Source organism: Aliarcobacter vitoriensis, assembly GCF_003316695.1.
GTDB lineage: Bacteria > Campylobacterota > Campylobacteria > Campylobacterales > Arcobacteraceae > Aliarcobacter > Aliarcobacter vitoriensis.
Genome location: NZ_PDKB01000028.1, coordinates 1 through 14,514, shown reverse-complemented (window position 1 = coordinate 14,514; position 14,514 = coordinate 1). Strand labels below are relative to the sequence as shown.

Annotated in this window: 19 protein-coding genes and 1 tRNA gene; 9 read left to right on the top strand and 11 right to left on the bottom strand. The window is 25.3% G+C overall.

What is annotated here, in order from left to right; all coding sequences use genetic code 11:
• Positions 1-428: 428 nt before the first annotated feature.
• The gene (locus CRU91_RS11690) at positions 429-644 is read right to left on the bottom strand and encodes an XRE family transcriptional regulator (RefSeq protein WP_113895399.1); all 216 of its coding nucleotides are present in this window, start codon (positions 642-644) and stop codon (positions 429-431) included.
• Positions 645-793: 149 nt separating this feature from the next.
• Between CRU91_RS11690 and CRU91_RS11685 the strand changes: the two genes are divergently transcribed.
• Entirely contained in the window at positions 794-1,060 is a 267-nt protein-coding gene (locus CRU91_RS11685; RefSeq protein WP_113895398.1) for a hypothetical protein, read from the top strand.
• A 342-nt stretch (positions 1,061-1,402) separates the two neighbouring features.
• Here CRU91_RS11685 and CRU91_RS12305 read toward each other — a convergent pair whose 3' ends face one another.
• The 8 genes from CRU91_RS12305 to CRU91_RS11650 form a co-directional block, all read right to left on the bottom strand.
• Complete coding sequence (locus tag CRU91_RS12305) at positions 1,403-1,561, bottom strand: hypothetical protein (RefSeq protein ID WP_222718471.1); 159 nt, start codon at positions 1,559-1,561, stop codon at positions 1,403-1,405.
• A complete protein-coding gene (locus CRU91_RS11680) occupies positions 1,548-2,222 on the bottom strand; it encodes a hypothetical protein (RefSeq protein WP_113895397.1) in 675 nt (224 codons plus the stop codon). Before CRU91_RS11680 ends, CRU91_RS12305 begins: the two co-directional genes overlap by 14 nt.
• A gap of 224 nt (positions 2,223-2,446) precedes the next feature.
• The gene (locus CRU91_RS11675) at positions 2,447-2,704 is read right to left on the bottom strand and encodes a hypothetical protein (protein WP_113895396.1); all 258 of its coding nucleotides are present in this window, start codon (positions 2,702-2,704) and stop codon (positions 2,447-2,449) included.
• A gap of 2 nt (positions 2,705-2,706) precedes the next feature.
• Positions 2,707-2,973 (bottom strand): hypothetical protein, encoded by a 267-nt coding sequence (locus CRU91_RS11670; RefSeq protein WP_113895395.1) that lies wholly within the window; start codon positions 2,971-2,973, stop codon positions 2,707-2,709.
• Entirely contained in the window at positions 2,970-3,158 is a 189-nt protein-coding gene (locus CRU91_RS11665; protein ID WP_113895394.1) for a helix-turn-helix transcriptional regulator, read from the bottom strand. The genes CRU91_RS11670 and CRU91_RS11665 overlap by 4 nt, the downstream gene beginning before the upstream one ends.
• 292 nt (positions 3,159-3,450) lie before the next feature.
• Positions 3,451-4,542, bottom strand: a complete 1,092-nt coding sequence (locus CRU91_RS11660; RefSeq protein WP_113895393.1) for a hypothetical protein — start codon at positions 4,540-4,542, stop codon at positions 3,451-3,453.
• Positions 4,542-5,792 (bottom strand): tyrosine-type recombinase/integrase, encoded by a 1,251-nt coding sequence (locus CRU91_RS11655; RefSeq protein ID WP_113895392.1) that lies wholly within the window; start codon positions 5,790-5,792, stop codon positions 4,542-4,544. The genes CRU91_RS11660 and CRU91_RS11655 overlap by 1 nt, the downstream gene beginning before the upstream one ends.
• 195 nt (positions 5,793-5,987) lie before the next feature.
• Positions 5,988-6,086: transfer RNA gene (locus CRU91_RS11650), tRNA-Sec, on the bottom strand.
• Between the two features lie 57 nt (positions 6,087-6,143).
• Here CRU91_RS11650 and selA point away from each other — a divergent pair.
• Together selA and selB are read left to right on the top strand one after the other, a co-directional pair.
• Positions 6,144-7,493, top strand: a complete 1,350-nt coding sequence (selA, locus tag CRU91_RS11645) for an L-seryl-tRNA(Sec) selenium transferase (protein ID WP_113895391.1) — start codon at positions 6,144-6,146, stop codon at positions 7,491-7,493.
• Entirely contained in the window at positions 7,486-9,315 is a 1,830-nt protein-coding gene (selB, locus tag CRU91_RS11640) for a selenocysteine-specific translation elongation factor (protein ID WP_113895390.1), read from the top strand. The genes selA and selB overlap by 8 nt, the downstream gene beginning before the upstream one ends.
• Positions 9,316-9,391: 76 nt before the next feature.
• Here the strand turns inward: selB and CRU91_RS11635 are convergent, their stop codons facing one another.
• Positions 9,392-9,943, bottom strand: coding sequence for a hypothetical protein (locus CRU91_RS11635; RefSeq protein ID WP_113895389.1), 552 nt, complete (start codon positions 9,941-9,943; stop codon positions 9,392-9,394).
• A 163-nt stretch (positions 9,944-10,106) separates the two neighbouring features.
• Between CRU91_RS11635 and CRU91_RS11630 the strand changes: the two genes are divergently transcribed.
• From CRU91_RS11630 to CRU91_RS11605, 6 genes are read left to right on the top strand one after another with little or no spacing between them, the layout of a single operon-like run.
• Positions 10,107-10,685 carry a DUF2589 domain-containing protein gene (locus tag CRU91_RS11630; RefSeq protein WP_113895388.1) on the top strand — a complete coding sequence of 193 codons (579 nt, stop codon included), beginning with the start codon at positions 10,107-10,109 and terminating at the stop codon, positions 10,683-10,685.
• A 51-nt stretch (positions 10,686-10,736) separates the two neighbouring features.
• Positions 10,737-11,363, top strand: a complete 627-nt coding sequence (locus CRU91_RS11625; protein ID WP_113895387.1) for a DUF2589 domain-containing protein — start codon at positions 10,737-10,739, stop codon at positions 11,361-11,363.
• Positions 11,364-11,378: 15 nt separating this feature from the next.
• Positions 11,379-11,642 carry a hypothetical protein gene (locus CRU91_RS11620; RefSeq protein WP_113895386.1) on the top strand — a complete coding sequence of 88 codons (264 nt, stop codon included), beginning with the start codon at positions 11,379-11,381 and terminating at the stop codon, positions 11,640-11,642.
• Position 11,643: 1 nt separating this feature from the next.
• Positions 11,644-12,018, top strand: coding sequence for a hypothetical protein (locus tag CRU91_RS11615; protein WP_113895385.1), 375 nt, complete (start codon positions 11,644-11,646; stop codon positions 12,016-12,018).
• Between the two features lie 8 nt (positions 12,019-12,026).
• Positions 12,027-12,626 carry a YopT-type cysteine protease domain-containing protein gene (locus CRU91_RS11610; RefSeq protein WP_113895384.1) on the top strand — a complete coding sequence of 200 codons (600 nt, stop codon included), beginning with the start codon at positions 12,027-12,029 and terminating at the stop codon, positions 12,624-12,626.
• Positions 12,627-12,635: 9 nt separating this feature from the next.
• Positions 12,636-13,118: a glycoside hydrolase family protein gene (locus CRU91_RS11605; protein ID WP_113895383.1), complete on the top strand. Its 483-nt coding sequence runs from the start codon at positions 12,636-12,638 to the stop codon at positions 13,116-13,118.
• 49 nt (positions 13,119-13,167) lie between these two features.
• Here the strand turns inward: CRU91_RS11605 and CRU91_RS11600 are convergent.
• The coding region (locus tag CRU91_RS11600) for a TonB-dependent receptor (protein ID WP_113895382.1) at positions 13,168-14,514 on the bottom strand (1,347 nt) is incomplete at its 5' end.

Below are 14,514 nucleotides of genomic sequence, written 5' to 3'. Positions count from 1 at the left end.
ATGTTACAACTGACATGAAAACTTTGTTTTTCATCCTAAATCCTTTGTATTAATTTTGAGAATTTGTTTCTCTATATAGTAAGACGATTTAAATGAAAAAAATGGACAATTTTTACAAAAGAATTTTCAAATTTGTTAGTTCGAGTTACTTTTTGTAACAAATTTGATAGTATTTGTTAATCTTATTTTTTGATTATTTAAAAAATGTTACAACTATTTTATAATTAAAAAAGAATATTTGAATAAAAGATATGAAAATAATTTTATGGCGAGAGAGTAGAGGAATCGAATAATTAAATATACTAACCATAAAATGGGAGTTATATAAATATTAATTTACTATTACTACCCATTTTACTACCCAATCTAATATTTTATATTAAAATTATAAAGCTTAGTAAGTATATCTATTATCTTTTAAAATAATACTATTTTTTTGTATATGGTTTTAGTATTTCTAATACATTATCAAAATCTTTAGCTTTTAGATAGTTTTCAAGCCACGATTTAACCCAAAGAGGAATATTAATATTAGAACTGCCCCAAGTGTTTACAGTAGCATAATTAAGCCCTATAATATCACAAAAATCTTTTTTAGATAAATTAGCGATTTTCAATAAATTATTAAACTCTTTTCTATCCATTTTTAAATAAATCCTTTTAAATTATTATGAAATAATAACATATTTATTCCATATTATTTGAATTACATAATATTAACTATTGACTTTATTATGAAAAGACAATATTATTCTATAATATTATTATAAATTCAAAACAAAAAAGGTGTAAAATGAAAATTAGTTTAATCAAAAAAGTATTAGAAAAAAGTAAAAGTTTCAAATATTGGAGTAAAGAAATAGGTTTATCATTTGATGATTTTTCAATCGGTCGTTTTACAAAAGATAAAAAGTTTATACAAATAATAAAGCAAGGTAAAAAAGATATTGGAACTTATTTTATATACTTAAATGAAGATAATACTATAAATGGGGTTTTTTATGATATGCGAAATGAAATAGTAAGACAACACACTTTAAAAACTATTGGTAGTGAATAAGGTATTTTGTTTCTTTTTGCTGTTGCATTTTGTCTTATAGTTACTATGTAATAGGATTTTAAGTGTTGAATTTTGGTTATAGGTTTTTAGCTATTTTGAAAAAGTTAAATTACTTATAACCTCATCTTTTTTAGTGTTTCTTTTTGTATTTTAACTTTGACTACATAGATAATTAACTGTTTCATTTTTAACTATAATTTATATCGTATTTAATATTAAAATAGTGTTTATTATGCTGTTCATTTATCTATTCACTTTTTGTTCCGTTACTTCAATAAGACCCCTTAGCATAAGCTTTTATTTGTTCGGTTTGTATTCACTTTTTGTTCATTTTCTAAAACTTTAAATTAATATTTTTCTTTGTAATTTTCTATTAGTTCTCTTACAAATATAATCAACTGTTACAATAGTTCCAATAAGGTTTTTATCTTTTGATAATATCTCTTTTACTTTTGTTTCAAACTCTTTTAAATCTTCTTTGAGTTGTTTATTTAATATCATCTTCTAAAGTTCCTTTTGATATGTCTATAATCTCTTTAAATTCAAAAAGTGGTAAAGCTAAGTATTTTATATTTGGGATTGAGATTAAGGCTTCAACTCTCCATAATATACCCTCTAAATTGTTTTTAATAGCTTTATTGTATATTGTAATTTTATCTAACATTAAAATATTTGTGTTATTAATATAATAGGTATCTTCTAATTTATATCTTTGTAAGTCAAAATATTTACTAAGCCTTTCAATATTTGGTTTTATCTTCATATCAAAGCATAAATCAATATTAGAGATGTTTTTAAGAATAGATATTATATTGCTTACTATTTGATGAGGTACTGGCTCTTTGTGATATTGTTTTAATCCAAATATTACCATAGTGGCTATTCTATACTTTGGTTTATCCTTATTACTATTATAGAAATAGATATTATAGTTCTCAAGTTGATAAGCACTTGTAACCTCATCAGCCACTAATCTTCTTTTGAGTTTATCCATTATCCTTTTATCTTTTTTGTCAATCTTTTTCCATACTCCTAACTCTTCTAATTTAGATAATTTATATTGCTTTTTAAAATCAATTCTTATCGTATCAATACTAAACTCTATTTGGTTATTTTTATTAAATTCATTGATATAATTTTCTAACTCTTTTAATACATTCATTTAGTTTTTTCCTACTACATTAAGAACTTCAATTCTTAAAGTGTTTTTTCCTACTACTTCAAAGCCCAATAATATAAAGGTGATTAGTAGTTTTTTAACTCTTTTTCATATTATCCCCTTAGACTACCTTGATACATATTATAAGGGGTATTTTTTTTAAACTTAAAGTATAAAAAAAGGGTGAATTTTATCCACCCTTAAAAACTTTATAATTAGTTATTTTTTTATACAATGCCTTTTAACTTATCAAGATATTGTTTTGCTTTTTTGAGATTATCATCACTTAGGTTTAATCTTCTTTCTAAATGATAACCTCTATTTGTCAAATTTGGCTTAATTACTTCTATTAGTTCTATACCATTGTTTTTAATAGTACAAAAATATTGATTAGAGTTTGAAGCCCTAATATCTATTGATGATAACTTCTTACCATCTAATAATTGAGTAAGAATATTAATTAAATGAGTGGTCTTATTATTCATAATTAAACCTCTTTATCATCTATACTTTTAAAAATAGAGTTAATAAATTCTCTATCTATAATTTCCAGACTATTTAACTTTTGATGTACCAGTAGAGATATTTGTATTAAATTAAAATCCTCTATACCATCAAGTTTAGATAAGTAGTCCATAACTAACCAATTAGCTAAATTATCTTGAGTTTCATTACTTGAAAATCCATAGTTATAAAAATCATCAAGACTTAATACGGCTATTTCTTTTAATTTTTGTAGTAGTACACTATTCATAATGCACCACCTATTAAAGCTTTCTCTACATCTTCGACATTAAAAACAGTTATCTTACCACTTATCTTTTTTGGTGTGATTTTTCCTTGTTTAGCATAAAGCCATACCGTACTTAAGCCTATACCTAAATATTTTGCTAATTCCTTAGCTCTCATAAATTTTTGAGTATTATTTGTATTACTCATTTTTAAACTCCTAAAAAAATATTTTAGGATTAATCGCGAAAAATCCAATATCAACCTTGAATTAAATTTGATTGATATTTTCCAGTAGCTATCTGGATTGTGTTAGTTTAACACGGATAAAAAACTGCTAAAACCGTTTTAGATAATGCTGTATTTATCGAGGTTATATAACACTTGATTGAATGATATTAGATTTGAGTAAATTTCAATAGAGATATAAAAATGGAATAAATATAAATTTGATTAGGTACAAAATCATCAAAAAAAGATGAGAATATACTTACTCAAATAATTAGTTTTCATATTGTTTATTAAATACTTGAGGGTTAACTGTATTTAATATTTTAATGGCATAGTTTCGGGCTTCATTTTTATTCATTCCCAAAGTTTTGCCTATAAATTTAAAAGGATAGTAATTTGTATTTGTATTTTGAATTAAATTAATAAATTCTTTTATGAAATTCTTTTGCTTTTCTATTTCATCATTTGTTAATATTTCTAAACCTTTTAATGCTTCATTTAAGCCCTTAATGGCTTGTTTCTTATCAATATTAATTAATAGATACTTGTCTGTATAAGCTATGGATAAACTTTCCTCTAAACCCTTAAAATAAAAACTATCTGTATCTTTACAGTAAGCTAAATTATCATTTGATAACTTATTCATAAAATGAGGATTGTTTTTTGTATATAATCTACTTGTTATTTTTGGGTTACTAAAAATCTTATTCATATAATCCTTGTTTGAATTAAAATCATCAAGTTCTTTAATTTCTTGTTTTAGAAATTTAGATAAATCAATATCTTTATATTTTCCTAATTTCATATTTTTAAGCTTTTCTTGTACCATTTTAAAAGTTGTTTCCATAGCCTCTTGTTTTATACTATTAGAAATAAGTTCAAAAGCTTTTTTATGATTATCTTCTTTTTTATATTCATCATCTAAAAACACTTTTATATTATTTTGTATGTGATTTATTACTGAAATTCCATAATCTTCTGATTGTGTCCATTTTAAGACTTCTTCTAAATCTGGATTTTCTCTCATAAATAATTTATTTAAAAGTTGTGAAGTAGGAATAAACATAAAAGTTAAAAAATCTAAAGTTTGAATAAAATTAATTTTATAGATCATACATAGAGTAGTTAAATCATTAAATCCTCTTTCTGTATTTACCATACTTATTAAATCATCTATAATATAATTTTCTTTCTCTAATTGTTTTGCTTTTTCTTTAGTTGAAAAATCAAAGGCTTTGTTATGATACATTGTAGTAACTTTTATAACTTTTCCAAATTCTGAATTATCATCTAATAAGCTATTATCAAAAATTAAATTTATCCTTTTTAAAAATTCTCTTTGTACTTTTTCTAAATCTTCCATTACTTAACCTCATCATCTTTTAAACTCAAAATATAATCACTCCAAAACTCCATCAAAGGTTTTAACTGTTTTGTATAATCGCTTTTATGACTATAAGCCCTTACTACTTTATTACTCTCTTGGTGGTCCAAAGCTCTCTCTTTAACTTCAAAGCTAAATTTATTATCTGTATCAAGAGTTTCTATCAAACTTCTAAATGTACCTCTAAAACCGTGTAACCTTTGCTTTTTGCCTTTCCTCTCATCATTGTAACCCATTCTTTTTAAAGCACCATTTGGGCTTTCTGTATTTATTGGTTTTTTATTATCTGTTCCTAAAAAGATATAACTTTGATGTTCTGTAAAAGGTTTTTGGTCATTTAAAATATTTATAACCTCATCAGATAAAGGAATTTGAAAATCAGGTAAGTTCTTATCTTTTACTTTCATCTCAGCCCGTGGAATTATTAAAAGCTTTTTATTAAAGTCTATGTATTTCCATTTAAGATTACAAAGGTTTTCAGCTCTTAAAGGTATATGAAGTACAAATCTCAAAGAGTTTCTTATTGAGTGCATACCTTGATAGTTATAAATATCCTCTACCAATTCTTTTAATATTTTTTCATCTGTAATCTTGGCAAAATGTTTTACTTCTTGCTTTGTTATGTAGTATTTAGTTTCATCTTTTGAATTACTAAAAATATTTTTTGTTAAATAGCCTTTAAATATTGCATAGTTAAATAATGCTCTCAAAAATGTAAATATTCTTGTAGCTACATTTGGAGCTTGTATCTCTTTTGTTTTAATAATCTGTAAAATATCATCTTTTGTTACATCTTTTATATGTTTATCTTTTAAAAATGGATTTATATCATTTTCAAATATTCTTACTTTTGTTAAGTGTGTATTTGCTTTTACTCTTTTACCCTCTTCTTCTAACCATTCACTAACAACATTTAAAAACATTCCTTGTGTGTCTATTAACTGCTCTTGTTTATCTTCTTTATTCTTTTCTATTGGGTCAATACCTTTAGCTATGAGATTTAAAAACTCATCTCTTTTTAATCTTGCATTTTCTAAGCTAACAATAGGATAACTTTTAAATGTTGTTACTCTTCTTTTCTGATTGAATGTGTATCTAAATTCCCATATTTTATTTCCAGTTGTTTTTATTGCAATTCTAAGCCCACCACCATCATTTAAAAAGTAATCTTTATCTTTTGGTTTTGCTTGTTTTATTTGAATATCTTTTAATATGTTTAAAATAGCCATAAATAGTAATCCTTTGTATATTTTGGGTGGTTTTTATAATATTTCTGAGTGTTTTTTTTACTTACCACCCAATATAATACCCAAAATTTATTAGATTTAGTTAGATTATGATAAACTAAATTAGATTAATATTTGTTGATAAAGTTTGAATTTTAGGGGCTTTTTAGATGATATTAGATTGTTCTAAATCATTTATGGCGAGAGAGTAGAGGAATCGAACCTCTCACGGCGTTGTCATCAAAACCGTCAATCAGGGTTGAAACCTGTGGTGCTCACCAGATACACATACTCTCCATAAAGGTTAAAATAGTATAATACTTAACTTTAAACGATAATTAAAAGGTTAAATTTATGTTATTAAAATCTATCCCAAAAATTGATAAATTTATCACAAACAAGGCTTTTGATGGTCTATCAAAAGCTCTAATAACAAAAATATCAAAAGAAAAAATACAAAAATTAAGAGAAAATATTTTAAATAACAATATAAAACATTTCGATGAAAATATACTTATAAATAGTATTATAAAAGAGTATAAAAATATTAATAGTTCATCACTAAAAACAGTTATAAATGCTACTGGTATCATAGTTCATACAAATTTAGGAAGAAGTTTATTAGATGAAAAGATATTTAAAAATGCAATCAAAATAGCAACTTCATACAACAATTTAGAGTATGATTTACAAAAAGGCAAAAGAGGAGAAAGATACGAACATATCACAAAATCACTAAAAGCCTTAACAAATTGTGAAGATGCAATAGTTGTAAATAACAATGCAAGTGCAGTTTTTTTGATACTAAACACTTTTTGTAAAAATAAAGAAGTTGTTGTAAGCAGAGGAGAGCTTGTAGAAATTGGTGGAAGTTTTAGAGTTCCAGAAGTTATGAGCCAAAGTGGAGCTATTTTAAAAGAGATTGGAACTACAAATAAAACTCATTTAAAAGATTATGAAAATGCTATAAATGACAATACAGCAATGCTTATGAAAGTTCATAAATCAAATTATAGTATAGAAGGATTTTCTAGTGATGTAAGTTTTGAAGATATTTCAAAAATAGCTAAACAAAACTATTTAATAGATTATTTTGATATGGGAAGTGGACATATAATGGATTTACCTTATAATCTAAGCAAAGATGAACCATCTATTTTAGAACTTATGAAACAAAATCCAAGTCTGCTTAGCTTTTCAGGAGATAAACTACTAGGAAGTGTTCAAGCTGGAATAATAATAGGTAAAAAAGAGCTAATAGAAAAATTGAAAAAGAACCAACTTTTAAGAATGTTAAGAGTCGATAAAATAACTCTTGCTCTGTTAGAAGAGAGTTTAAATCTATATTTGAAAAATGAACTTGACACGATTCCAACACTAAAAATGTTAAATACAAAATTAGAAGTTTTAGAAGAAAGATCAAAAACTTTAAAATCAAAAATAGAAGATTTTATAAATTGTGAAGTTATAGAAACTTCAACTATGGTTGGTGGTGGGACAACTCCAAATAAAAAAATCCCCTCATTTGCTTTGAGTTTGAAATTTAAAGATTTTAAAGCAAATAAAATGGAAGAAATTTTAAGAAAAAATCTAATCATATCAAGAATTGAAAATGATAAAACTATACTTGATTTTAGAACAATAAAAGAAGATGAAGTGGAAAAAATAGAAGAGATTTTAATAAAAGAGTTTAAAAATGTCTAATATAATAATAGGAACAGCAGGTCATATAGATCACGGTAAAACAGCACTTATAAATGCTTTAAATGGTTTTGAAGGAGATACTACAAATGAAGAAAAAGAGCGTGGGATAACTATCGATTTATCTTTTTCAAATTTGAGTTTAGGACAACAAAATATCGCTTTTATTGATGTACCTGGTCATGAAAAACTTGTAAAAAATATGATTGCTGGAGCTTTTGGATTTGACTATGTTATGCTTGTTGTTAGTGCAAATGAAGGTATAAAACCTCAAACAATAGAACATATTGAGATAATAAATCTTTTAGGATTAAAAGAAATTATCGTAGTTATCACAAAAAAAGATTTAGTAGATGATGAAGAGTTAAAACAAAAAGAGAGTCAAATTTTAGCATTTTTAAAAGAGTTTAACTTTGAAGTAAAATTTATACAAGCAGTATCTATTTTTGATTCAAATTCAATAGAAAGCCTTAAAACAAAACTTTTTACAATAAAAAATAGTATAAAACAAGAAGAAAATTTCTTTAGATTTTATATAGATAGAGTTTTTTCTCCAAAAGGTATAGGAACGGTTGTAACGGGAACAGTTTTGGGTAAAAAATGTGAACTGGAAGAAAAAGTTTTTATCCCACAAATTCAAAAAGAGACAAAAATAAAAAATATCCAAGTTCATAACCAAAATGTACTTGAAGCAAATATATCAAATAGAGCTGCATTAAATCTAGCAAATATTGATAAAAACTCTATTCAAAGAGGAGATTTGATAACAAAAAAAGGCTTTATTCGTGGCTTTGATGAGATAGATATATCTTTTAAATGTCTAAAAAATAAAAAGCTAAATCACAATCAAAAATATACTCTGTTTATTGGTGCAAAAAAGAGTGAAGTGAAAGTTTTACTTTTTGATAGTTTAACAAGCCTTGAAGATGGTTTTGCAACAATAAAAGCTGATGAAAAACTATTTACTATTTTTGGCGAAAAACTTATTTTAAGAAATGCAAATGAAACAATTTGTGGAGCCGTTGTATTAAACCCTATAATTGACCCTATGAAAAAACCACAAAAAAAAGTTTTACTAGAATTTTTAGAAAAAAGAGATTTTCAAAATGCCTATAAAGAGCTTTTAATTGCCCATAAAAAAGGTTTAGGAATCATCTCTTCAACTCAAAGATTTGCACTTTCTCATGAAGAAGCAATAAATTTTGCAAAAACCTTGAAAGATGTTTTTATAGATGAAAAAGAGCTTGTGATTTATCCAAACTCTACAAAAGAAGAGATAAAAAGATTTATAAAAAATATATATACAAAAAACTCTTATGCCCTACTTTCAAGCTCTTCAATACATTTAAGACTATCTTGGGCAAGTTTGAGTTTTATAGAAAATGTTTTAAGCGATTTAGTAGATGAAAATTTCTTAATAAAAGAAAACTCTTTATATAAAAATGCAAATATTAAAGAAGATTTTACAAAAGAGTTAGAAAATATATTTTGTGAAAGATTAAAAAAAGAGGATTTAAGTCCAACAGCTCCATATAATATTTATGATGAAATGGATATTGATAGAAAATTGGGTGATGATATTTTAAAATCTTTAACTTCAAAAAAAGAGGTTATAAGACTTCAACACAATATTTTTATACATAATCAAAGTTTGAATAAAATCTTAAAAGCTATGCGAGAAATCATAAAAGAAGATGGATTTATAGAGATTTTTAACTTTAAACAAAAGTATGATTTAAGTAGAAAATATTTGGTTGCATATTTAGACTATTTAGATAATTTTAGTGATATTAAAAAAGTTGAGAATAAAAGAGTTTTTGCTTAAAATATGAAATCAATAAAAAAGGAAAAATAAAAAATTCTTCCTTTTACTTTATACACTAAATCTTCAATAAAATATTTTAATGATCAAATGTATTTTTTTTATAAAAAAACATTTTAGTATGATTACCATTACCTTCAATAATAGTAATAACCTTTTTTCCTTCTCTATCTTTTCCCCCATAAGGATAAGATGCTATCCAAACTTCTTGATTTTTTTTGATATAACAATTAAACCCAGTATTTTCATCTTTTATAGATGGTTGAAGATTAATAACTTGTTCTTTACTTTCTGATAAAGGAAATATAGTTGTAAACTTTTCCAAAACTGTATATTTTTCTAATAAATTTTTTAATTCAGCATAAGCTTGCTCTTGTGTTAAAAATACATATAATCGTACAGTTTCTTTTTCATTCATAGGAACTGGATAAATATAATTCTCATTTTGTTTTGTTTCTTTGTTTAATCTTATAAACAAATCATAATCTAAAGCTTTATTTTCTTTAACTTCTTTTTCAAAACTCACACATTTATCTAATCTAGTAGTAAGATCACCTAATACGCTATTTGCAAATAAAGATATATTTGATAGTAGCAAAAATACCATTGATATTTTCAAAAACTTTTTCATTTTAACTCCTTGTATATTTTAGTAATTATGATTATATATAAAATATCTTAACAAGTCCTTGACAAATTATAAGATTTATAGCCATGAAATCGCTATAAATCTTATAATTTTAATTATAAGATTTATGCTAAATTCCTAAAAATAATATTTAAAGGATATACAAATGGCAGAAAATTCAAATATCAACTCTTTAAATGATATTGTTATTTCTATTGCAAAATCTGTTGCCCAAGCTCAAAGTAGTGTAGAGGAATCTCAACTTTCTCATCTTTTTACTTTCTTTACAAAAAAATTAAAAAAAGATGCTTTAGGAAATAAAACAGATGAACCTCTTCCTGGTATTTTTCCCAAAAAACTAAAAATTGGTATTCCAAACTCGGATGATACAAGTTACAAAACAAAATATTATGAAGTTCCTTACATAAATCTTTTACCTATAAATCAAGTTCATATTGAAAAAATCACCACAGATTTTGACTTACAATTAGTGGGAATTGAAAATATAAAAGATGATGAAGAATCTGAAATAAAAGAATTTAATAAATTACCAACTTTACAAGTTGATATTGTAGGTGGAGGCATTGCCAAGCAAAAAGGAATCAATGCCCATATTAGTTTAACTATGGTTAAGCACGAATTACCAGAAGGAACAGCAAGAATGATAAATGAACTTATAAATAAATCCCAAGGTTACACAAAAGAACTAATTCAAAATAAGGAGGAAATAGACAATGTAAAATAAAAATACTCACATTAACTTATAAAAAACTATACTAAAAAAGGAGAAATTATTATGGCAACAGAAATTACTAATCAATTCACTGGTTTACCAATGGATTCACTTATTGGTGCACCACTTTTAGCTGCTTGCAATGCACAATTAAAACTTGCAAACTCAACAGCAACATTTATCAATACAGTTGGATTTGAAGATAAAGATAAAAATAAAGTTAGAACAATTGACTTCAAATATCAAAACAAAACTCCTAAATACGATGACAAAGGGGAAATAATTGGTTATGAAACAACAGATATGCTTGTTCAAACACCCCTTTTATCTATCGTCAAAATTCCAACTCTTTCAATCACAGACTTAAATATCACTTTTGATATGGAAATAAAGACTTCAGAAGAAGAAAAAACTTCTGATGATAAATCAGGTACTTTAGAAGCTGAAGCAAGTTTCGGATTTGGTTGCTTTAAGGCTAAAGTAAATGTAAAAGGTTCTATTAGTTCACATAAAGAGAACTCAAGAAAAACTGATACATCTGCTAAATACCATGTTGAACTACAAGCAAAAGATGGAGGAATGCCAGAAGGACTTTCTAGAGTGCTTGATATTATCCAAAATTCTATTACTCCAGTAGAATCGAATAAGTTAAAAGCAGATACTTCTTCAAACAAAAAACAAGAAGAATAACAAAAAGGATAAGAGATGGCTAAAGTTTTCAATTTAAGTTCTATTCAATTTATCAAAAGAGTTACCGTAGGGCATAAAGACCCTGATGTAACATATGATGAAAATGAAATAATAAAAGCTCAAGAATATATAAATCGTTGTTTAAGTGAATCTCCAAAAGGATATATTATAGGTATAGAAAAAAATTTTAATATTATCAATCTAGGAGAACATCAAGTTGTGATGCAATGGTTAGTATATCATATAGGCTTTGAAAAAAAACCATTTTGGATGGAATAAAATGAAAACTACCATTTCTTTGGCTGATTTATCATTTATTTTAGAAAGCGAAAAATCTATAGCTCAAGATAAATTAAAAGAGTATATTTTTTATAGATATGCAACTATTTTATCTAAGTTTTATAAAGAATTTTCACTACCTTTAAATGAAATTGCTAATATGCTTTTTTATCCTTATTACAACCTAGAAATTAGCTTTAAATTTAAAATATATAAAATAGATAATAAAACTTTTTCATCAAAGAAACCTAACTTTTTTATAAGAATATTTAAAAAAGTTAGTTTACATAGTATCAAGATATCACATCAAAATATATTTGTTGATGATGTGATACTTGGTATAGAACAAGCAAAAAATCTATTAATAAAAATATAGGAGTAATTATGTCAAAACAAAATATAATCAAAAAACAAATGTTACAACAAGGTATTATTAGTGACGAAAATGAAGTTCAAGGATTATGCCTTTTACTTAGTTGTGAATTTATCTTTCAATCTATTCAATCAAGAATTATTGATAATGATATAGCTGAAAATATATTTAATGAAACAAATTATGATATATTAAAAAAATATTATGATGTATATAATAACTATGTTATATACCATTCAAAACATTCAAAAGAAACATTTAATTTGATTAATTATGTTGTCAATAAATTAAATCCAAACTATGAAGCACTAGTTTATAATATTCATGTACCTATCTCAGAAATAGTTGGTACAATTAATAACATTTCACAAATACCAGATGATTTTAATTTATTAATTGCTTTAAATTATGAAAATGGTTCAGGTCATACTATTGCAGTTATAAAAAAAGGTAAAAAATTTTATCTATTTGATCCAAATAGAGGATTAAAAGAATATTTAGATAAATCAAGTTTTTTAAATCAAAAATGGTATGAACATAAATCTATAAAAATGATAAATTGTTGTTACATTGTACCTATACAATCAAATGATTGTTGCATCATTCAATAAAGTAAAAATATGTCAGCAATAGAAACTGTACTACCTTTTACTGCACAAAGTGAAGGTTTTAGTAAAACAGTTTATAAATGTCCTGCTGGATTTGACACTATTGGTTATGGAAGAAATATAGAAGCAAATCCTTTAAATCAAGACGAATTAAAAAGTATTGGTGCAACCACTAATACTTTGAAAACAAGCTATCAAGTAAGTGAAGAGATAGCTAAAACTTGGTTAAAAAAAGAACTTGAAAGAGTTAAAAATGCCCTATCAAAAGAATTATCATTTTTTGATAAATTAGATGATGTAAGACAAGCTATTCTTATAGATATGGCTTATAATATGGGGATAAAAGGGCTACTTAGCTTTAAAAATACTCTTAAGTTAATAAGTGATGGAAAGTATGTAGAAGCCTCTATAAATATGGAACAAAGTAATTGGTACAAACAAGTAAAAACTAGAGCCAAAAAACTTTGTGAAGCTATGAGAAGTGGCAAACTTTAAGTAGCTTACAAAATAAAGAGAGCAAAAACTCTCTTTATTATTAACTAAATTAAAACTCCATTTTCATAGAAAATGCAACAGCTCTTGGCTCACCAACCATTGAATTAGTTATCCAATAAGCTTTATCTGTTAAATTTTGTACTGTTAGATTAAAACTTGTAGGATAATTTCCTAGTTTTGTTTTATATCTAAGTCCTGCATCATATAAAGTATAACTTGGAAAAAATCTCGTATTATCAGCATTTATATAACTTTTACCAGTATAGTATGCTCCTGCATTTATAGATAAACCATTTATATATGGAATATTATACTCTGCAAATAATTTTGCCATTCTTGTCGCTGCACTTGTTGGTTTTTTACCTTCAAGTGTAGGATTTGTAGCTTTTTCTACACTTAAATCCATAAATGTTACTCCACCCATTAAAGTTAAATTATCTGTAACTTTTCCAGTCAATCCAAGCTCAACTCCTTGATGTATTTGTTCACCATCTTGAGTAAGTGTTGGGCTACCTAAACTTGCTACCGTACTTGTATCTTCATAAGAATTGGCTTTTTCTATTCTAAATAGTGATGCTGTTAATAACGCTCTTTCATCTAACATACTATATTTTGCACCTATCTCATATTGAGTACTTTTATATGGATCTAATATCTCATTTGCATTAGAGTAGTCATTTCCTACAATTGTTCCAGCTTCTAAGCTTTCAATATAAGTAGCATAAGTTGTTAAATTTTCAAATGGTTTATAAATAAGTGATAAAGTAGGAGTAAGTTCAGATACATCATATTTTGAACTTTGTACACCATTACTATAACTTGTATTTACAATAGTTGCATAGTTTACTCCTACTAATGCACTCCATTGGTCATTAAATACTATATCATCCCCTATTAAGATATTTTTATATTTAGTTGCTGAATCTAGTTCTCTTTGTTGTGTTCCTATAATACCGTTATTTCTCCAAAGAGAATCATCAGGCTTTGCAAAGTTTTTAAAATCATTCAAATTTATGTTATCAGTAAAATAAGCATTAGACTGATGGTCAGATGATACATAGTATTTTCTAGAACTTAAAGAATATCCAGTTGTTAAAGTATGGCTTACACTCCCTGTATCAAACTTTGAATCAAAGTAGATATTTGCTCCATTATTTTTTGTTTCTGCCCAAGCACTTTTACGAATAGATGAGCCATTCTTTATTATATTTCCATTTTGTACAAATAAGTTTGAACTTCCTCCTCTATATTTTAACTCTTCATAAAAAATATTTGTTCTTAGTGTAAAAATATCATTGATATCATATCTTATACTATTTTCAACTCTATTTGATTTAAACTCATTTTCTATCCAATCGGGATTATAATTTTTTACTTTCTCGATACTTGCCATATC